The 19,275-nt window shown below is 62.6% G+C and carries 16 protein-coding genes; 6 read left to right on the forward strand and 10 right to left on the reverse strand.

Annotation, left to right across the window (positions count from 1 at the left end; translation table 11 throughout):
- Positions 1–135 precede the first annotated feature (135 nt).
- Complete coding sequence (locus BUS42_RS03525) at positions 136–774, forward strand: 3-keto-disaccharide hydrolase (protein WP_074305312.1); 639 nt, start codon at positions 136–138, stop codon at positions 772–774.
- Between the two features lie 123 nt (positions 775–897).
- Positions 898–2,475, forward strand: a complete 1,578-nt coding sequence (locus tag BUS42_RS03530; protein ID WP_074305314.1) for an amino acid permease — start codon at positions 898–900, stop codon at positions 2,473–2,475.
- A 106-nt stretch (positions 2,476–2,581) separates the two neighbouring features.
- On the opposite strand, the gene BUS42_RS03535 is transcribed toward BUS42_RS03530, so the two are convergent.
- The 3 genes from BUS42_RS03535 to BUS42_RS03545 all read right to left on the reverse strand — a co-directional run bounded on the left by BUS42_RS03535 (position 2,582) and on the right by BUS42_RS03545 (position 5,622).
- Positions 2,582–4,690, reverse strand: coding sequence for a carbon starvation CstA family protein (locus BUS42_RS03535; protein ID WP_074310636.1), 2,109 nt, complete (start codon positions 4,688–4,690; stop codon positions 2,582–2,584).
- A 240-nt stretch (positions 4,691–4,930) separates the two neighbouring features.
- The gene (locus BUS42_RS03540; protein WP_074305316.1) at positions 4,931–5,272 is read right to left on the reverse strand and encodes a hypothetical protein; all 342 of its coding nucleotides are present in this window, start codon (positions 5,270–5,272) and stop codon (positions 4,931–4,933) included.
- Positions 5,269–5,622 (reverse strand): translation initiation factor, encoded by a 354-nt coding sequence (locus BUS42_RS03545; protein ID WP_074305318.1) that lies wholly within the window; start codon positions 5,620–5,622, stop codon positions 5,269–5,271. Before BUS42_RS03545 ends, BUS42_RS03540 begins: the two co-directional genes overlap by 4 nt.
- A gap of 279 nt (positions 5,623–5,901) precedes the next feature.
- Here BUS42_RS03545 and BUS42_RS03550 point away from each other — a divergent pair, with 279 nt between their 5' ends.
- Positions 5,902–7,227, forward strand: a complete 1,326-nt coding sequence (locus BUS42_RS03550) for an RNA polymerase sigma factor (RefSeq protein WP_074305320.1) — start codon at positions 5,902–5,904, stop codon at positions 7,225–7,227.
- 114 nt (positions 7,228–7,341) lie between these two features.
- On the opposite strand, the gene BUS42_RS42490 is transcribed toward BUS42_RS03550, so the two are convergent.
- From BUS42_RS42490 to BUS42_RS03570, 4 genes are all read right to left on the reverse strand, one after another.
- Positions 7,342–7,575, reverse strand: coding sequence for a hypothetical protein (locus BUS42_RS42490; RefSeq protein WP_159452157.1), 234 nt, complete (start codon positions 7,573–7,575; stop codon positions 7,342–7,344).
- A 548-nt stretch (positions 7,576–8,123) separates the two neighbouring features.
- Complete coding sequence (locus tag BUS42_RS03560) at positions 8,124–10,310, reverse strand: glutamine synthetase III family protein (protein ID WP_074305322.1); 2,187 nt, start codon at positions 10,308–10,310, stop codon at positions 8,124–8,126.
- 556 nt (positions 10,311–10,866) lie between these two features.
- Positions 10,867–11,439 (reverse strand): hypothetical protein, encoded by a 573-nt coding sequence (locus BUS42_RS03565; RefSeq protein WP_074305324.1) that lies wholly within the window; start codon positions 11,437–11,439, stop codon positions 10,867–10,869.
- A gap of 234 nt (positions 11,440–11,673) precedes the next feature.
- Complete coding sequence (locus tag BUS42_RS03570) at positions 11,674–12,723, reverse strand: 3'-5' exoribonuclease YhaM family protein (protein ID WP_074305326.1); 1,050 nt, start codon at positions 12,721–12,723, stop codon at positions 11,674–11,676.
- A 266-nt stretch (positions 12,724–12,989) separates the two neighbouring features.
- Between BUS42_RS03570 and BUS42_RS03575 the strand changes: the two genes are divergently transcribed.
- Complete coding sequence (locus tag BUS42_RS03575; protein ID WP_074305328.1) at positions 12,990–14,594, forward strand: phytoene desaturase family protein; 1,605 nt, start codon at positions 12,990–12,992, stop codon at positions 14,592–14,594.
- Positions 14,595–14,985: 391 nt separating this feature from the next.
- Here BUS42_RS03575 and infA read toward each other — a convergent pair whose 3' ends face one another.
- Both infA and BUS42_RS03585 read right to left on the reverse strand, forming a co-directional pair.
- Positions 14,986–15,204: a translation initiation factor IF-1 gene (infA, locus tag BUS42_RS03580; protein ID WP_015248164.1), complete on the reverse strand. Its 219-nt coding sequence runs from the start codon at positions 15,202–15,204 to the stop codon at positions 14,986–14,988.
- A gap of 354 nt (positions 15,205–15,558) precedes the next feature.
- Positions 15,559–17,322: an NADPH-dependent assimilatory sulfite reductase hemoprotein subunit gene (locus BUS42_RS03585; protein WP_074305330.1), complete on the reverse strand. Its 1,764-nt coding sequence runs from the start codon at positions 17,320–17,322 to the stop codon at positions 15,559–15,561.
- A gap of 232 nt (positions 17,323–17,554) precedes the next feature.
- Here BUS42_RS03585 and BUS42_RS03590 point away from each other — a divergent pair, with 232 nt between their 5' ends.
- Entirely contained in the window at positions 17,555–18,085 is a 531-nt protein-coding gene (locus BUS42_RS03590) for a hypothetical protein (protein ID WP_254053280.1), read from the forward strand.
- Positions 18,082–18,579 (forward strand): DinB family protein, encoded by a 498-nt coding sequence (locus tag BUS42_RS03595; protein ID WP_074305332.1) that lies wholly within the window; start codon positions 18,082–18,084, stop codon positions 18,577–18,579. Before BUS42_RS03590 ends, BUS42_RS03595 begins: the two co-directional genes overlap by 4 nt.
- A 59-nt stretch (positions 18,580–18,638) precedes the next feature.
- Here the strand turns inward: BUS42_RS03595 and BUS42_RS03600 are convergent, their stop codons facing one another.
- Entirely contained in the window at positions 18,639–19,253 is a 615-nt protein-coding gene (locus BUS42_RS03600) for an ECF-type sigma factor (RefSeq protein ID WP_074305334.1), read from the reverse strand.
- Positions 19,254–19,275: the final 22 nt, after the last annotated feature.

Below are 19,275 nucleotides of genomic sequence, written 5' to 3' on the forward strand. Positions count from 1 at the left end.
GCCACCTTCGGCGCTTAAGATTCGCCTTGCCAGGGGAACGCCTTGCGCCTCTCGTCCGAAAATCGAGCGGGCCGCGTTCCGCGACGGACTTCACGGTCTCCACCAGATTTTTTTTGATTTGAAGGGACGCGTTGCATGAACCGACTGCTTCGGAGCGGCTGCTGCTGGTTAGTCCTGGGACTCGTTGCGCCGGGCTTTGCCTGTGCCGCGGATGGGGAGTGGGTCTCGCTCTTCGACGGCAAATCGATCGAAGGATGGACCTCGCTGGAACTCGCCGGCAAGGGAACGAGCCACTGGGTGGTTAAGGACGGCCTGATCGAGGGTACGGGCAAGCAGTCGATGCTGTTCAGCCCCAAGGGGCACTACAAGAACTTCCGCTATCGCGCTGAGCTGAAGATCAACGACAAAGGCAATTCGGGCATGTACATTCGGACTCCCAAGGAGCCGACGTTCACCAAGGGTTACGAGATCCAGGTCAACAGCAGTCACACCGACCCGATCAAGACCGGTTCGATTTATACGTTCGTTCACGTGTATAAGCAGCTCGTTCCTCCCGACACGTTCTTCACCCAAGAGGTGGAGGTTGTGGACAAGGATTATCGGGGCAAAATCGTCACGCATATCAAGGTCTCGGTCAATGGCGAGGTGCTCTACGAGTTCCTCGACCACAACCGGAGTTGGAAAGAGGGCCACTTCGCCTTCCAGCAGCACGACCCCGGCAGCAAAGTGACGATTCGCAAGGTCGAAGTCATGGAACTGCCCGACTCGAAGTGATCGGTCGTCGGAAAGAGATTATGATAGGGGAGAACTTCGGGCGAGCTCACGGGTTCGCCCGAAGCTCGTCCCGAAGGGGGAGAGCCAGTTTCGGAGCGCGACGCAAATCTTTGAGAGGTGACGATGGCGAATCTGTTTGTTCGAAAGTCAATGGCCTCCCTCAAGGCCGAAGCGGAGGCGAGCGATCTGGAGGGACCGAAGCGGTCGCTGACGGCGTTTGACCTGACCATGCTCGGCATCGGTGCGATCATCGGCGCGGGGATCTTCGTGTTGACCGGGACCGCGGCGGCGTCCAACGCCGGACCGGCGATCGCGCTTTCGTTCGTCCTGGGAGGAGTCGCCTGCGCCTTCGCCGGGCTTTGCTATGCTGAAATGGCCTCCACCGTGCCGATCGGTGGGTCGGCCTATACATACGCTTACGCAACGATGGGCGAATTCATTGCTTGGCTGATCGGCTGGGACCTCATTCTCGAATACTCGCTTGGCGCCACCACCGTGGCGATCGGCTGGTCGGGATACGTCGTCAGTTTTCTGCACAACATCGGCATCAACATCCCGCCGCATTTTGCCAATGCGCCCGGGACGAAGATGATCAACATCCCCGACGCGATTGCCGCCAAGCTCCATCTGGCTTCGGGTTGGATGGCCCTCTCCGGGGTTGAGAATCTCCTGGTCAAGAACAAGATTGACTGGAGCTCATTCGCCCATTCCACCGCGTTTCTCAACGTTCCGGCGATGTTTATCGTCGCGGCCGTGACCACGCTGCTGGTCTTCGGGATCAAGGAGTCGGCCCGCGTTAACAACGTGATCGTGGTGATCAAGGTTGGCATCGTCCTCTTGTTTATCGCGGCCGGCATCGGCTTCGTCTCGACGGACAACTGGGGCGGTTCGTTCATTCCGCCCAACGAAGGCCCTGGGGTCTACGGCTGGAGCGGTATCCTCCGCGGCGCGGGGGTCGTCTTCTTTGCGTTCATCGGGTTCGATGCCGTGTCGACCACGGCCCAGGAGGCCAAGAACCCGCAACGCGACATGCCGATCGGCATTCTCGGGTCGCTGGTCATTTGCACGATCCTCTATATCCTTGTCTCGTTCGTGCTGACGGGGGTCGTGAACTACAAGCAGCTCAATGTCCCGGACCCGATCGCCGTCGGCGTCGACGCGATTGGACTCAAGTGGCTCTCACCGATCGTGAAGCTTGGGGCGATCGCCGGGCTCAGTTCGGTGATCCTCGTCATGCTGCTGAGCCAGCCGCGGATTTTTTACTCGATGTCGCGCGACGGCCTGCTGCCGGCGTTCGTGTCGAAACTCCACCCGAGGTTTGGCACGCCGTACATCACGACGATCATCACCGGCCTGGTGGTCATGGTCGCGGCGGCCGTCTTGCCGATCAGCATCGTGGGCGAACTCGTCTCGATCGGGACGCTGTTCGCGTTCGCCGTCGTCTGCGTGGGCGTCCTTGTCCTTCGGATTACTCAACCGGAGATCGAACGCCCGTTCAAGACCCCACTCGTCTGGGTGACGGCTCCCCTCGGTGCCTTGTTCGCGATCTTTTTGATGGCCGGCTTGCCCGGGGATACCTGGCTCCGCCTCATCGTCTGGATGGCGATCGGCCTGGCGATCTACTTCCTGTACGGAATGCACCACAGCCGGCTCGGCCAAGAAAAGCCCGTCACGGTTTCCGTGGATAACGAGCTGGTCTAAAGCTCAGCCAAGAGAACTTTAACCCCCTTCGATCCGCGTCATGCGGATCGAAGGGTTTTCGCTCGCTCGCCAAAGCCGAGCGTTCGCATCGTCTGAGTTTGGCCGTTCAGACCTCCGCCTCCACCTCGGCTTCGACGGGCTTCACGCCCGAGACGCACCTCATCAGCGCCGAGATGAGAATCACCGAAACGCAGGTCAAGAGCATCAGCGTCAGGCCGATGTTGAGCCAGCCACGGAGCACTGCGCCCGACTGGATCATCTTGGTGAACTTGCCCGTGATCTCGTAATAACCCGCGGACGTCGTGGTGATCGCCACGAACACGAGCGGGAGCAAGGTCACCGGGACGTAGCGGCTTCGGCCCGAGTTCACGAGCACCGTGGTCGCGATCGCCAGGGCAATGACCGCCAAGAGTTGGTTCGCCATGCCGAACATCGGCCAGATCGTCTCAACCGACCCTGACCAGATGAAGTAGGCCCAGCCGAACACGACCAGGGACGTCGCCAGCATCGAGGCGGGGAGCCAATCGAGGTCTCCCAGCGGCTTCCAGAACTTGCCGAGGAACTCCTGCACCATAAACCGACCGATCCGGGTCCCCGTGTCGATCGTCGTCAGGATGAAGAGCGCCTCGAACATGATCGCGAAGTGATACCAGTACTTGATCAGCCAGTCCATCTTGGGAATCGCCCGCGAGAAGATTCGCGCCATGCCGACGGCCAGGGTCACGGCTCCGCCGGTCCGGCCGTGGAGCGACTCTTGCACGTTCTTTTCCATGGCGACGAGCTCACCGGCATCGCCGCCATGGCCGTCGTGGTCGGCCTCCATCGCCTTGAGCTGTTGCGCGAACTGGGGGCGTTTAGCGAGGTCGATGTTGATGTCGTAATACATTGAGTTCGGCAGGGCCGCCGCGGCGATCAGGGCGACGATGCCGACGAGCCCTTCCATGAGCATAGCGCCATAGCCGATCATCCGGATGTCGGATTCCCGGTCGACCATCTTGGGCGTGGTTCCCGAGGAAACGAGGGCATGGAACCCCGAGATGGCGCCGCACATGATGCAGATAAAGACGTAAGGGAAGATCGGCCCGTCGAAGTAGGGGCCGCCGCCGTTCTGGAAGTGGGCGTTGACCATCGGCGCTTCCAGCGTCGGGTTGGCGACGATGACGCCGATGACGAGCAGGCCGATCGTGCCGATCTTCAAGAAGCTCGAGAGATAATCGCGCGGGCAGAGCAGGAGCCAGACGGGCAAGACCGAGGCGATGAACCCGTAGGCGGCGATCGCGCCGATGGTCTGGTTGCGCGTCAGCTCAAAGAAAGGCTGGAGATTCGAGTCGGGGATCCAGGCCCCGGCGACGGTGGCGGCCAGGACCGCAATGGCACCGACGATCGAGGCCTCGACGACCTTGCCCTTCCGGAATTTGTACATATACCAGCCGACGAACAGGGCGATCGGAATCGTGCAGGCGATCGTGAACGTGCCCCAGGAACTGCCCGGAACGAGCCGTTTGGAGTCCTTGGGTAAGACATAGCCCCCCGTCTTCGGCTCGAGCCACGAACCCGCGGGGACGGCGAGTCGAAACGGCTCTTGGAAGGTCATCTCCTCGTCGGCTGCCTCACCGAACCGGTAGGTCGATCCCGGCGGAACGGGGTAAATCGTCGGCTGCCCTTTCGTGATTTCCTTGCTGAAGGAGGCGTCGGCGGGGTAGATCAGTTTGGTGCCCGCCTTCATGGGCACCTCTTCGCCCCCGAGGGCCTTGACCACGACGATGCCCAGGCCGGCCAGGGCGATGATGATGATATAGAGAATCGCGATCGTGGTGGCCGCGCCGGCGACCGGGCCGATCTCCGCCCGCGCGATGCCGGCGAGGCTTTGGCCACCGCGGCGCACGGACGCGGCTAGCACCATCATGTCCTGCACCGCCCCGGCGAGGCAGACGCCGACGATCAGCCAGATCAGGCCCGGCAAGTAGCCGAACTGGATCGCCAGGACCGGCCCGATCAGCGGACCTGCTCCTGAGATCGCGGCGAAGTGGTGGCCGAACAGGACCCAGCGATTGGTGGGGTGAAAGTTCTGGCCGTCGTATTGGAGATGCGCGGGGGTCGTCCGCGAGTCGTCGAGCGCCGCGACCCGCGCTGCCAGAAAGGCGCTGTAGTAGCGGTAGGCCACGGCCAAGATGGCCAGGACGCCCAGCATCACCGGCATCGCATGAACGGTCATCGCGGGTCCGATCTCCGAGGTTTCGAGAATCCGGCAGAAGGCACGACAGCACAATAATCATGGGGAGGGGGGACCGACGAGGCGCAAGGTTCAGGCCGGCCCTTGGACCATTAAAGCCTTCCCTCGGCCGATTGGCAACTTCGGGACCGCAACTCCCGCAGCTTCGATGGAATCCCAACGACCCCGAGCAACCGAGAGCCCAGCCGCCTCAGCCGGAGCCAACTCGCGGGTCATCCGTTCTCAGCGAAGCAGGAGGCGCTGCCCCAGGACGATGGCTCCGACCAGGCAAGGGACCAGCCCGACGGTCGTCAGTACGGTTCCGGGATCGAAGGCGTTGCCCAGGAGCAATCGCCCCGTCGTGGCGGACAGAAAGACCGCCGCCATCGCCGAGAACCCAGCCATCATGAGCGCTGTCGCGGTCCGATCGCTTGGCCACGCGGCGGCCACGACCAGGAAGAGACCGACGACGAGATCGGCGACGAGAAAGGCGTGGACGAATCGGCCCTGGTGCGCGTTCCACCCCTGCCAGCCGAGTACCGCCAAGCCCAAGCCGAACGCCGTCGCTCGCGCCTGGCGAATCATCCGCGTTTCGTCCGGTAACCGAGGACTTTCAGCGCGTTCTCGACGGTCGTGACGTGGTCCCCTTGGATTTCGACCAGGCCGTCCTTGACCGTCCCTCCCGAGCCGCATTTCTCTTTCAGCTTCGCGGCAAGCTCGGGAAGGTCATTCCCTTCCGCGGAGAGGTTGGCCACGACCGTGACGACCTTCCCCTTCACCCGTTTCTCAAGACGGACCCGAGCGGTCTGCTTGTCCGGAGCGATCCGGACCGGCTCGAGGATCGGAGGGGGGCACGTGCACTCCGCTTCCAACCGCCCGCAGCGCTCGCAGGTGGGGGGCCGATCGAAGGGGGTCCCGGCGAACAGGCGTTGCATCTGGGGTCGCTCCTGGACAATGTCAGCAGACTGCGGGGGGCGATTTTACCAAATCCGATCCGTGCCGTCCGCTGGTCTTGTTGATCCAAGGCGGCACAGGTGATTAGGTCCAATTGTTGGAATTGCGTGAATCTTTCTGGGAGGGGTGAGGCGAGCCTTCACTTCAGATCGATGGGATGGGCCAGGAAAAAAAAGGGGAATCCGCGGAATCTTTGGGATTGGTTCGCCGAGTTGCGTGCATAGTGCCAAGAGACGAGCATCGTCACGAGGGCCGGCCTGATGGCAAACAAGTGGTCGAGTGGGTCACTACGCGAGTTTCAGAGCCTTTTCGGCGGGGGCGTGGTCTCCGGCCTGACGGACCGTCAGTTGCTGGAGCGGTTCGTTGAAAGACATGACGAGGCAGCGTTTGCGGGCTTGATCGACCGGCATGGGTCGATGGTCTGGGGGGTCTGCCAGCGCGTCCTCAGGGACCACGCCGACGCGGGAGACGCGTTCCAGGCCACCTTCCTCGTCCTGGTTCGGCGGGCCGCCTCGGTCCGGGTTGACGAGTCACTCGGTCCCTGGCTCTACGGGGTCAGCATCCGCGTGGCCAAGCGGGCGCGCACCGTCGCGATCCGCCGGCGAAGACGTGAGCGGACCAATGCGGAACTGGCGGAGCCTGCCGCCCGAGTCGCTGACCCGGATCTCGAAGTGCGCCTGCGGATTGACGAGGAACTGCGGCGGTTGCCCTTGCGATATCGCTTGGCCATCCTTTTGTGCTACTTCGAGGGGCTCACCCACGAAGAGACCGCCCGTCGCTTGTCCTGCCCGGTCGGTACGGTCCGGAGTCGCCTCGCCCGCGGCCGCGACTTACTGCGGTCTCGTCTGGAGCGCCGGGGACTCGCCCCGGAGGCCTCGATGCTCGCCTCGGTGCTGATTCCGACGTCGGGTCGGCCCGAGCCCTTGTTCAGCACGACCGTCCAGGCCGCGACGCGACTCGTGGCCGGTCGGTCGCTGGCCGGGGTGGTCCCGGTCAGCGTCGAGATCTTAGTTGCTGGAGTGTTGAGGACGATGGCTATGACGAAGATCGCAATCCTCGCGTCGCTGCTGGCAGGCACTCTCATCGGCATGGCGACCCACGCGAGCCAGCAGGCGGAATCTCGTCCGCCCGCGCGCAACCAACAGGCGGCGTCAATCCCCCGGAAAGCGCCGACCCCGAAGCCGACGGTCGCCGTTACCACCGTACTCGCGTCGAACCTCGAACCATCGAAAGCCGACGCGGATGAGGATGTCTTCGGGCCATTCCCCGCGGTTGTGGTCAAGACCGTCCCGCCCACGGGCACGACCGATGTCGATCCCCGCCTGAAACAGATCCAGGTGACATTCAGCAAGGAGATGATGAATAAAAGCTGGTCATGGGCTCAGCACTCGAAGAAGACGTTCCCTGAACTCGCGGGAGAGCCCAGCTACACAAAGGACGAGCGGACTTGCGTGTTGCCGGTGAAACTCGAGCCGAGCAAGACGTACGCGCTCTGGCTCAATTCTCCGAAGTTCGGCAATTTCAAAGATGCCGAGGGGCGTTCCGCGGTGCCGTACCTGCTCATCTTCCACACCAAGGGGCCGTGAATCGGTCAACGACGAATCATGACCAGGGGCACAAGCCCCTGGAATTTAGTAAGTTGATGGAGTTAAGACTTGCTGGGTCTGTGGACGAGGTGTAGCGGGCTTTTATGCAAAAAATTAACAATATTCCATATGACAACGAAAACCGCTGTAGAGATGGAACACAAATGACGTCACCGCATTCCCCATCCCCATCCCCATCCCCATCCCCATCCCCATCCCCATCCCCATCCCCATCCCCATCCCCATCCCCATCCCCATCCCCATCCCCATCCCCATCCCCATCCCCATCCCCATCCCCATCCCCATCCCCATCCCCATCCCCATCCCCATCCCCATCCCCATCCCCATCCCCATCCCCATCCCAGAGCCAAGGCGATTCGTGGCTGATCTGCCCGTACTGTGGGCAGGACTACGTTTGGGAAGTCCTTCTCAAAGATCTGGATCAGCAGGCCTTCATGTGTACGGAGTGCGACACCGTTTGGCTTGCAACGGACGATGTGTTGTACGGAAGTGGTCAGTACTTTGAGGATTTCATGACCGCTCGGGGCTGGAAAGCGGATTGGGGCAGGGTCGTCAAATTACACAAAGTGGTTAACAAGCCGTCTTGAACGAAACGAAACTTGGGAAGGCATTTGGCAAGGGCCAATTGATGCGCAAAAAAACAATGATCCGCCGATGGACTAAAAACCAGTAGGATTTGGGTGTTTCTGTAAAAGGTTTGTCCGAAAAGAGTTGCATCGCTGAGTTGGCTGCAAGCCATGGCTGGAGAACGACTTGCTGCGTCCGCTCTCTTTCGTTGATTTTTAGCCCATTGGCGGATCATTGAAATAAAAACGGGTCATGGGAGTTTGACCTGCCCATGACCCGCAAAGTTTTCTTGAAAAATCCGCGTATGCTTACTTGATGAACAGCATTTCCTGGTAGGTCGGCAGCGGCCAGAGGTCGTCGGGGACGAGACCCTCGAGCTTATCGCCGGCGGCGCGGACGGCGGCCATCGCGGGGATGATCACGTCGAGGGAGTACTTGGCATGCGCCAGGCTATCACCGCTCACGTGGGCTTCGACCACTTTGGACAGGTTGTGGGTCTTGGTCAGCAGCTCTTCGATCGTCGCCGAGACATCGTTGAGGAGCTCGACCTGGGCCTTGGGGGCCGACGCGCCCGCGGCTTTCAGGTTGCCGATCGACAGGGCGAGCTCGCTCTGGTATCGCAGGGCGGCGGGCAGGATCTGTCGGTTGGACATCTGAATCGTGATCTGCGACTCGATGTTGATCGTCTTCTTGTAGTTCTCGAGCAAGATCTCGTACCGCGAGTGAATCTCGCGCTCCGAGAAGACGCCGTACTTGCCGAACAGGGCGACCGACTTGGGGGTGATCAGGTCGGGGAGGCTATCCACGGTGGTCTTGCGATTGGGCAAGCCGCGTTTCTCGGCCTCGACGTGCCAGGCCTCGGTGTAGCCGTCACCGTTGAAGATGACGTGCTTGCTCTCGGCGATCAACTTGGGCAGCAGGGCCTGGATCTCGGTGTTGAGGTCCTTGCCGGCTTCGACGGCCTTTTCCAGGTGGGTGGCGATCTCGTCGATGCTCTCGGCCGCGATCGTGTTGAGCACGACGTTCGGCCCGCCGATCGACTGGCTCGAACCGACGGCGCGGAACTCGAACTTGTTGCCGGTGAAGGCGAACGGGCTGGTCCGGTTGCGGTCGCCGGCGTCGCGGGGCAGGGTCGGCAAGGTGGTCACGCCGACGGTCATCGTGCCGCCCGCCTTGGTGCTCTTGGCTCCCCCCTTTTCGATCTGCTCGACGATGTCCTGGAGCTGGTCGCCGAGGAAGATCGAGATGATCGCCGGCGGCGCTTCGTTGGCCCCCAGGCGGTGGTCGTTGGACGCGGTGGCGATCGAGACCCGGAGGAGATCGCCGTGGCGGGCGACGGCGCGGATGACGGCGGCCAGGAAGAGGAGGAACTGGGCGTTCTCGTGCGGGGTATCGCCCGGCTTGAGCAGGTTGTTGCCTTCGTCGTCGGCCATCGACCAGTTCAGGTGCTTGCCCGAGCCGTTGACGCCGGCGAACGGCTTCTCGTGGAGCAGCATTTGCAGGCCATAGCGGCCGGCCACGCGCTTCAAGGTCTCCATGACCAGCATGTTGTGGTCGGTGGCGACGTTGGCGTTCTCGAACAAGGGGGCGATTTCATACTGGGCCGGGGCGACTTCGTTGTGTCGGGTCTTGACCGGCACGCCCAGCTTGTAGAGCTCCAGCTCCCCTTCGAGCATGCAGGCCAGAATCCGCTCGGGAATGGCGCCGAAGTAGTGGTCTTCCATCTCCTGCCCCTTGGGGGGCTTGGCACCGAAGAGGGAGCGGCCGGCGTTCATCAGGTCGGGCCGGGCGTAATAGAAGTTCTGATCGATCAGGAAGTATTCCTGCTCGGGCCCGCAGGTCGTGTGGACCCGGGAGGCGTTGCTGCCGAACAGCTTGAGGATCCGGAGCGCCTGCTTCGAGAGGGCTTCCATCGAGCGGAGCAGCGGGGTCTTCTTGTCGAGCGCCTCGCCGGTCCACGAGCAGAACGCGGTCGGGATGCAGAGGGTGGTGCCGTTCGGGTTCTCGAGGATGAAGGCGGGGCTGGTCGCGTCCCAGGCGGTGTAGCCGCGGGCCTCGAACGTGGCACGGATGCCGCCGGAGGGGAAGCTGGACGCGTCGGGCTCGCCCCGGACCAGCTCATTGCCGCTGAACTCGGCGATGGCGCTGCCGTTGTCGGTCGGGGAGAGGAACGAGTCGTGCTTCTCGGCCGTCAGGCCGGTCATCGGCTGGAACCAGTGGGTGTAGTGCGTCGCCCCCTTCTCGATCGCCCACTCCTTCATCACGGTCGCCACGATGTCGGCGATGCTGGAGTCGAGCGGAGCGCCCTTCTTGATCGTGTTCTTGATCGCCTTGAAGACATGCTCCGGCAACCGTGCCCGCATCACTTCTTCAGAGAAGACGTTCGTGCCGAAGAGTTGGCGAACCGGGGTCTCTTTGAAGTTGATCCGAGTGCCGTTCGACTGCCAGCCGGTGACGGCCGCAATAGCGCTCTCACGTGCAGAAGAATGATCCATGGGAAAGCTCCAACTAAAATGTAGACAGGGGGCGTGATGCGCTGAACCCAGACCTCGGCCGGCCGGTTGTTGCCGATCGAAGCTGGAGAGGGAAGGTGCGGGGCCAAGTCCTCGAGGGCCGTGGAAACGGATCGGGGGCCGTGCCTGCGCACGGGACGCGGAGCGTGGGAGCACCTAGTCCGAGGGAAAAGCCGACTCCTCGGGTCCGTCTTCCTCCCTTTTTTCAACGCACTCGACCGTTCCATCCTGGAACGGGGGAATGAGCGCCTGGAAATCGGGGGCAGACGGCTGGGAATTCGGCTTGCGGGTCGGCCGTCGACTCGACTCAAGGGGACGGGTACCTTCTCGTTTCGTTGGGAAAGTCGCCCGGGAACCGTTGACTCGAGGCGGGAGCCAGCCACCGCCTCAGCGGGAGAGAACGCCGGTCCTGCATTTCGGTCTGAAACCGCCCCGTCCTTAAGAAAAGGTTGGAACGGTTTCGCTATCCCATTCTCGCTTGCGATGTGATTATAGCGGGGCGATTGGCGCGATGCCAGACCCCGCTTGAGGGCTCATTTCAGTTCTTCAGTTTGGCGACGACGTCCTTGGGGTTCGCCTTCACTTCCTTATTGCACCCACCACAGCAGATCAGAAAGCTTTTCCCCTCGGCGCTGACCTTCAGGGGGGCACCCATCGAGCCCAGGTTCTCGCCGCTGACCGGACAAACGAGCTGCTTCAGCGCGAGTTCCTTGTCCGCGGGTGAGAGCGCGGCCAGTTCGGTGAGTTCTTCCGCTGTCAGGGTCGTCTTGTTGGCCGCCTCGTCCTTCTTCGGCTCTTCCTTCTTGTCGGCTGCCTCGTCCTTGGCGGCGGGGGGAGTCACCGCCGGCGGGTCGAGCTTCAAATCGCCAGCGTCCTTGGGGGCCTCATCCTTCGGCGTGACCTCCTTGGGGAGCTCGGCCTCGGGCATCGCGTCCTTGGGCTTCTCCCCGGCTGGCTCGGCCGAAGGGGTCGTCGCGGGCACCGTGGCATCGGGCCCGGCGCTGCTCGGGGGCGGAGGAGGAGGATTGTCTCCAGTCGGTTCTTCCTGGGTGCAGCCGATGAAGACGGTCAGAAGCAACGTCGCCCACCAGGCTTTGCGAATGGCGATCATGAAGGTTGTCTCATTAAAAAGGAAAAGGCGTGGACGTCCTCCCCAACGTGCGAACGTGTCCGCCCGTCGGGAGCCAGTCGCATTGTAAGCACGATCCGTACGACCCGCCAAGGTCCAGGCGGTCGTCGATCGAACCGACCGCCGGATTTCCGCCGCGCGCGGAGCGGCCGACTCCTTGTCCAACGCGTGTTCAAATCGACCCGCAAGCGCATGCTGGCCGATCAGCGGGACGACTCAGGTCAGCTCGTTCAAGTCATGATCCACGGGAGCCTCACGCGGGATCCCCTTGTAGAGCCGGCGATTGTCCAGCGCGTAGACCTTGTCGGTAAACTCCCCCTCGTTGGTGGAGTTGAGCCGTTGTCGGGCGGCGATGTTCATCTTCGCGTCGAGATCGTCGACGTACGAAACCAGAAGCGCTTCGAGCGTTTGCGGGACGATCGGCGCTCCGAAGTCGCGTTTGCCATGATGCGCGAGAATGGCATGCTCCAGGAGGAGCAACGTCTCCTCGGGAAACCCTTCGATCTTCCGCGCCGTCTCGCGGACGAGGTCGCGACCCATCAGCACGTGGCCGATCAGGCAGCCTTCCTTCGTGTACTTGGTCTCGACCGGGTGGTATTCAAGCTCGCGGAGCTTGCCGATGTCGTGGAGAATCGTCGCCGCGACGATCAGACCCTTATTCAAAGGGGGATTGAGCTGTTCATAGTAGTTGCCGTAGTGGTCGGCCAGAAAGGAGGCGACCCGAGTCATGCTCCAGACGTGTTCGAGCAGGCCGGCGGTATAGCTGTGGTGGAAACTCTGCGCGGCGGGCATTTTCTTGAACAGGTCGCCATGCTCGCTCAGGATGTTCTGGACCAGACGTTTGAGGCACGGGTCGTCGATGCACCGCTCAATCTTGTCGTGGATCGAGGCCAGCAGAGTCTCGGGGTCGTAGTCGGTGCTTTCGACCAGGTCGTAGAAGTCATAGCCGTCGGCCGCGTCGTCGTCGGTCGCGGGCCGGATCTCGATGATGTCGAGCTGGAGCCCGTACTTGACCTTCCAGTCGCCCCGGACCCGCAACCGGTAGGCGATGCCGTCCGCCCAGGTCTCCGCCTGAATTCGGAGCGCATTGTCAGACCAGAGTGGCGCCACGGCCGTCGATCGCTTGTCGCGAAAGTGGCACTTCATGAACGGGTTACCGTGCTTGTCGACTCCCCGATCCTTCTTGATCAAGGCGGCGAAGCACGTCGCCTCCTGACCGTGAGCCAGATCCGAAAGCCTGACCACCGCGGTGTCTGTACCGGCCATGGGCCGCTGCCCCTTTCCGCGAACTCGTGAGTCTGGTTCGCGTTACGACTCGATCAGTTCCACTTTGTCGTACCGTCACGGCAGAGGCCTGACCTTGAACTCGTCAGATGACACCTAGGGTTCAAAATGATAGGATGTTCGTCTGTTCTCTACAACGGTGTCCTAAAGTTCACTATCGAAAACAGAGGAGGCGCCTCGGGCATCTTGATCCAATATACTTGACGGATTCGCGCGGGGCGGATTCTCAGCCAACCGGGAGCGCAAAGATGGCGATTCGCGAGAGCAGCAGGACGGACGAGACGCTCGGAATCCTCGAACTCCCCGCGCCCGTGGCGGAGCTCGCCGCGCGGTCCTGGGACGCGATCGTCGTGGGGGCGGGCCATAACGGCATGACCTGCGCGGCCTATCTGGCGCGGGCCGGCAAGCGCGTGCTCGTGCTCGAGGCGAGGAAACGGGTGGGAGGGGCCTGCACGATTGACGCGGTCTGGCCGGGTTATCGGATCTCGCCGTGCGCCTACCTGGCGGGTTTACTCCACCCGCTCGTGATCGAGGAGCTGGATCTGCCCGGACATGGTTTCGAGTGGATCCCGGCCACCGCGGGAATGTTCGTGCCGTTCGACGATGGCGAGAGCATCCAGCTCTGGGATGATGAGTCCCGTTGCGACGAGGAGATTCGCCGGCTCGCGCCTCGGGACCTCGCCGGCTGGCACGCCATGGGAGACGTGAAGCGCCGGCTCCGTGACGCGATTCGGCCCCCAGGGCCGCGCGACCTCTGGATCGGTCGCGCTCCCAGCCCTGAGGAGATCGAGGAGCGGCTCGACGGCGATGAGGACGCGCGAAACCTGCTCTTCGAGTGGTCGATGGTCGAGTTCGTCGAACGCTATCTGAGCGACGAGCGGCTCCAGGCGGCGATGCTCGGCCAGGGGGTGATCGGCACCAACGCCAGCCCGCACGACGCGGGAACGGCCTCGATCCACTTCCACCACGCGTCGGGACGGATGGGAGGAGGCGCCGGTCTCTGGGGGTATGTGAAGGGGGGGATGGGCACCATCTCGTTCCTGCTCTGCGACATCGCCCGCGAAGCGGGGGCCGTGGTCGCGTCGGGCCTGCCCGTGGCTCGGATCGTGCCGGGCCGCGGCGTCGAGCTCGAAGGGGGCGAGCGGATCGACGCCCCTTGCATCGTGTCGAACGCCGACCCTCGAGCTACGCTTCGAATGCTCGACGATCAGGCCGACCCTGCCTGGCGGGCCCGCGTCGAGGAGATCCCGATGGTCGGTTGTACCGTCAAGCTGAACGTCGCCTTACGCGAGCTACCGAGCTTTCGGTCCCGCCCGGGCACGAGGCAGCCGCATCACTTCGGCCAGGTCAACACGCCCTTATCCAAGGCGGAGTGGCGGGCCGCCCACCAGGCTGCGCGGGAGGGGAGGCTTCCCGATCGCCTTTGGACCGAACTCTATTTTCAGACCGCGCACGACTCGACCATCGCCCCGGAAGGCGTTCAGACGATGAGCGTCTTCGCGCAATACGTGCCGTACACCTTCGCGGAAGGAAGCTGGGAGACCCGCCGCGACGAAGTCGCCGCACTCGCCATGGGGTCGATCGCCCGCCACTGTGAGAATCTGCCCGAAGCGGTGCTGGCGCTCGAGGTGCTCGGCCCCCCCGACATTGAAAAGGCGGTGGGCCTGACCGGTGGTCACATTTTTCAAGGGGAGTGTCTCCCCCCTTACATGTGGGGTCAGCGGCTCGAATCCCGCACGCCGATGCCCGGCCTTTTCCTCTGTGGCGCTTGCACTCACCCTGGCGGCAGCGTGATCGCCATCAATGGGCGTAACGCCGCGATGGAGATTCTGGGTGCTCATCACGCCCACTGAGCCGGCCCGATCTTACAACGGCCCTGAATTCTCGTGGCCCGATCGTCACACCGGCGCCGCCGATCCGTTCAAACCAGCGAACGCTGAGAGGAATGGGTCGATCAGCCCGGCTGGGAGTCTCGCTCAAAGTCTGCCGAAAAAAGGAGCTCCCGACGACGAGGTCGAGCCTCCTCATTCCGCGCGACTTTGGGAAGCGAGACAGGCCAAGCCTGGCAGCATTGGACCTGGGAGAAGGCGTCACGTCTTTTGGGGATTTCCAATGGGCAGTGACTTCACGCGCGGATCAATGCCACCCGAGGTCCCGACCCATTTTTTGGGATTGATGGGCGGGCGGGGTGTCGATCGCGATGGCGTGAATGGGCGAGCGTTCCGATGACGCGGGGCTGCGCTGTTAACGTTCCCGGTAAATGATCCGCCCCTTGGTCAGGTCGTACGGCGTGATTTCAATCGTCACTCGGTCACCCGGGACGATTCGGATGAAATTCTTGCGCATTTTCCCGGCGATGTGCGCCAGGATGCGGTGTCCGCTCTCCAGCTCCACCATGAACTGCGTATTGGGCAGGGCCTCAACAATGCGGCCCTCGGTCCGAATCGGTTCCTCTTTGGCCACGCGGATCTCCTGCGACGACCGGCATCACCCTAGGTCGTGATCTGGGGGCATATCCATCCGGAGTGAAGGGAAGGCCATCTCGGGCAACGGGGCCCACGAATGATGTTTCGTCGGCCCGGTTGCTCGAGCGTGTGGCAACGACCTCGTTCCCCTCGCCGGAACCATTTGCGGTGAGGACGCTGGTTGCTCGAACGTAAGGCCGATGCCGATCGAAATCAGCGGTTCGTCCTCAGCGAGCGAACGCAGCATCTTGACACGCGGTGGTAAGGATACTCGATCGACGCCGTCTTGACTAGCATCGAACCGGGGGGAATCCTCCTGAACCGCGTGCCTCACGGGATCTCGTGCTTGTTCTCAGGCCGGACTGGGCTCACCGGCCAGTTCCTCGACCCCGATCCGCAGGCAGAAATCGCCAAACGTTTCGTCGGCGAGCCGCTCGGCCTTGAAGCGGGTGAAGACGACGGCCAGCTCGGGGACGACCCGGTCGAACGGCACGTAATCCTTGAACTCAAGGTTGAGCCGATCGCCCAAGGTCCGGCCGGCGAGGAAGATGGTGTAGGTGCCGGGTCCGGGGGTGCCGTCGGGATTCTTGCTCGCCGAGCGGCCCACCAGGCCGATGTCGGAGTTGTAGGGCCGGGCACAGCCGTTCGGGCAACCGGTCATCCGCACGGTGAACCGCTCGTCCTCAAGGCCCAGCTTGGCGAGTTCAACCTCGAGCTGGTCCATGATCGTCGGCAAGGCACGTTCGGATTCGGTGACGGCCAGGCCGCAGGTCGGCAGCGCCGGGCAGGCCATCGACCAGCGGCGGACGGTGGAAATCTGCTCGACCGTGGCGATCCCGTACTCTTGCAGAGTCGCCTCGATATCGGCCCGCCAGGCCGGGTCGAGGTTGATCAGCATGATCGACTGCTGGCAAGTGAGCCGGCCGGCCACCTGGTATTTTGAGAACAAGGCGCGCAAGCCACTGGCCAGACGCAACGACCCTTCATCCTTGATTCGGCCGTTCTCGACCGGAAGCCCGAGGAAGAGCTTGCCGTCGCCTTGCTCATTCCAACCGAGGTGGTCGTCGACGTCGGTGATCGGCGCGTCCTTCGGGTCGGCGAGCGGCCGGCCGAAGTATTCTTCGACCTTGGCGCGGAAGGCCGGGACGCCCCAGTCGTGAATGATGTATTTGAGCCGGGCCCGTTTGCGGTCGGACCGGTTGCCGTAGTCGCGGAAGACCTTGATGACGGATTCACCGAGCCGGATCATGTCGGCCCGATCGATGTAGCCGATTGGGACCCCGAGGAACGGGAACGTCTTCTGGGCGCTTGGCGTGGTGCCCATGCCGCCGCCGGCCAGGACGTTGTATCCGACCAGGACCCCGTCCTCGACAATCGCCAGCAGTCCCAAGTCGTTTGCCTGGACGTCGGTGCAATTGTCGTTGGGGAACGCGAACGCCGTCTTGAACTTACGCGGCAGGAAGGCTTTGCCGTAAATCGGTTCGGTCGGATCGTCGCCGGGCGTGGGCACCTGAATCGGCCCGGCAGGGGGCAGGAGGGGATTGGCGACTTTTTCGCCATTGAACCAGATGTCCCAGTAGCTCGAGGCGCGCGGAGCGCAATGGGAGGCCCAGCTGTCGGCGTCGGCCTGCATCGCCTCGTGCGCCGAGTCGCAGATCGGCGCGGGGCAGCAGAGGACGTTACGCTCGACGTCGCCGCAGGCCGCCAAGGTCGAGAGCAGCGACTCATTGATCGTCCGGATCGTCGAGGGGAGATCCTGCTTCGCCACGCCGTGGAGCTGGAATTCCTGTCGCGTCGTGATCCGAATCGTGTTGTTGCCTACCGTGGTGGACAACTTATCGATCGCCAGGTACTGCTGGGCCGTGATCTTCCCACCCACGACCCTGGTCCGGACCATGAACTGGAAGCCCTTCTCCTTGCCTTCCCGCTTGAACTGCGTGCGATGGTCGCGATCGTCTTGCTGGTACGACCCGTGGAACTTGAGGACCGCCGCCGCGTTTTCGCTGAAGTGCGTCTGCCCGTCGTGAACTTCCTCGGCGAGAAAGGTCTTCAAATACTGGCTGGCGATCTTGATCGCCTCGGACTTACTCGGCTTGGCTCCGCCGCTCGGCTCCATCGCGATCAATCTCCTCGACACCGGCCCGATCGTCTCAGTAGTGGGGATGGTCGGGAAAGGTCAGTTTCTTAGTGAAGATAGTCAAGAACGATTCTATCTCGTTGCCCGCTGCAAATCAACGGTTCTACGCTTCTGGTTTCGGGACGACAAGACTCCCGTTGGTGGTTACGCTGAAGGGAGTGAGGATCCAACCGACTTCCCCACGACTGGATTGACGAGGGGCACGCCTCGGATGATTACGCCGATGGCTGAGTATTCGCTGGAGGGTCCGAAGCCGGCGCGCATGTATGAGGTCATCCTGCCCAAGAAGCTGGGTTACTTCGGTAAGGTCCAGGAGGTTCTCGAAGACCTCTTCGACGAAGACGCCATTCGCGCCATTCCCTTCGTCAAGCAGACGATCGCCCGTAACCGCCAGCACGATCCCACGTTCGATGAAGACTCGTGGATCAAAACGTTGCGGCTCGCCTCCCGAGGCTACTCCATCTACGAGATGGATGGCCGCTACCTCTCCGCCCATGCGGGACCGGTGGACGAGCGCGTCCTCGTGATTCGTTTCATCTTCCATAATCCGGGTGGCGTTGCCGACCCCAAGACCGATTTCCTCGCGGTGTCGCTCGAAGTGATCAACCACCTGGTGGCCCACCGCTTCGCGACCGAACTCGGTATCGAGGAGGAAATCTGGTTCCTCGAGTATAACTACACCCAACTTGCGATCTGGCGCAAGCGTCCCACCGAGAATTCGACCGAGGAGCATGGCCTGTGAGCGACCCTACGTCCGTGATCGATCGTTATGCCGAAGGGGGCCCTTTACTGAAGTATGCGACCGCGGGATTGCCTTCGGAAAAGGAGGCGACGCGGGTTGAGCCGGGATTGTGGAGCCTCTCCGAGCTCGTGGCCCACTTGCTCGACGCCGACTTGGTCCTTGCTGACCGCATGAAACGGGTGATCGCCGAGCAGGATCCCGTGCTCCTGGCCTTCGACGAAAATGCCTGGATCGACCGGCTCGATTCCCGGTCGATGCCGGTCGAGGAGGCCGTCGCGCTCTTCACGGCGAATCGACGCTGGATGACTCGGATCTTGCACAACTGCTCCGAAGCCGACTTTGCTCGGAGTGGCCAGCATACCGAGGTCGGACGATTGACGCTTGCTGAACTGGTTGCCAAGACGATCAGTCACCTCGATCACCACCTCGTCTTCCTCTATGCCAAGCGGGCGGCACTGGGCACGGCCGTTCCTCCTCGATATACCGCGCGGTGAGGTCGGGGGTCGCTCGCTGAGGTGAGCGAACTCTCGAGGCGAGCGAAAAACTTCCGCAATCATTCGTTGAGCCAGGTGCGGCGGATCAGCTCGAGCTTGTTGGCCACGGTGCGCAACGAGCACCCGAGCTGCAGGCGGATTTCTTCATTGGTACACCCTTCCATCTTCCAGAGGGCGATCCGGCGGAGCGTCTCGTCCCCCAGGAGCTTGAGGAGCCGGCGATGCTCGTCGGCGACCAGGGCGGCGAACTCCGGGCTCGGTTCGGAACCGACCATCTGGTCAAGTCCACCCAGTCCTTCGTCGGCGAGGGGGCCGGCGAGGGTCGATTCGCTGACGACTCGGCCCCCGCCGCGCTTTTGGCGTCCCTCACGCTGCATCTGGTCGACCGCTTTTCGGGCCGTGATCACGACCAGGAGTTTCCAGAGGTCGTCACGGTCGGCGAGTTGCGGGAACCGGCCGAGCGCGGCCCCCACGCAGAGGCTATCGAAGGCACTGAGGGCGGCGTCTTCTTCATCTTCGATGATTCCAGGGCGGCGCGTCGCGCGGAGCTTGGCGCGGGCCACATGCACGAGTTTATCGAAATAGCGATCCCAGAGCTTTTGCGCGGCGATCTGATCGCCCGCCTTGAGGCTGCCGACCCAGATCGAGACCGAGCCCTTTTCCTCTCTGGGCATGCGATGCCTCCCACTCCCCACT

Source organism: Singulisphaera sp. GP187 (genome assembly GCF_900129635.1).
Lineage (GTDB): Bacteria > Planctomycetota > Planctomycetia > Isosphaerales > Isosphaeraceae > Singulisphaera.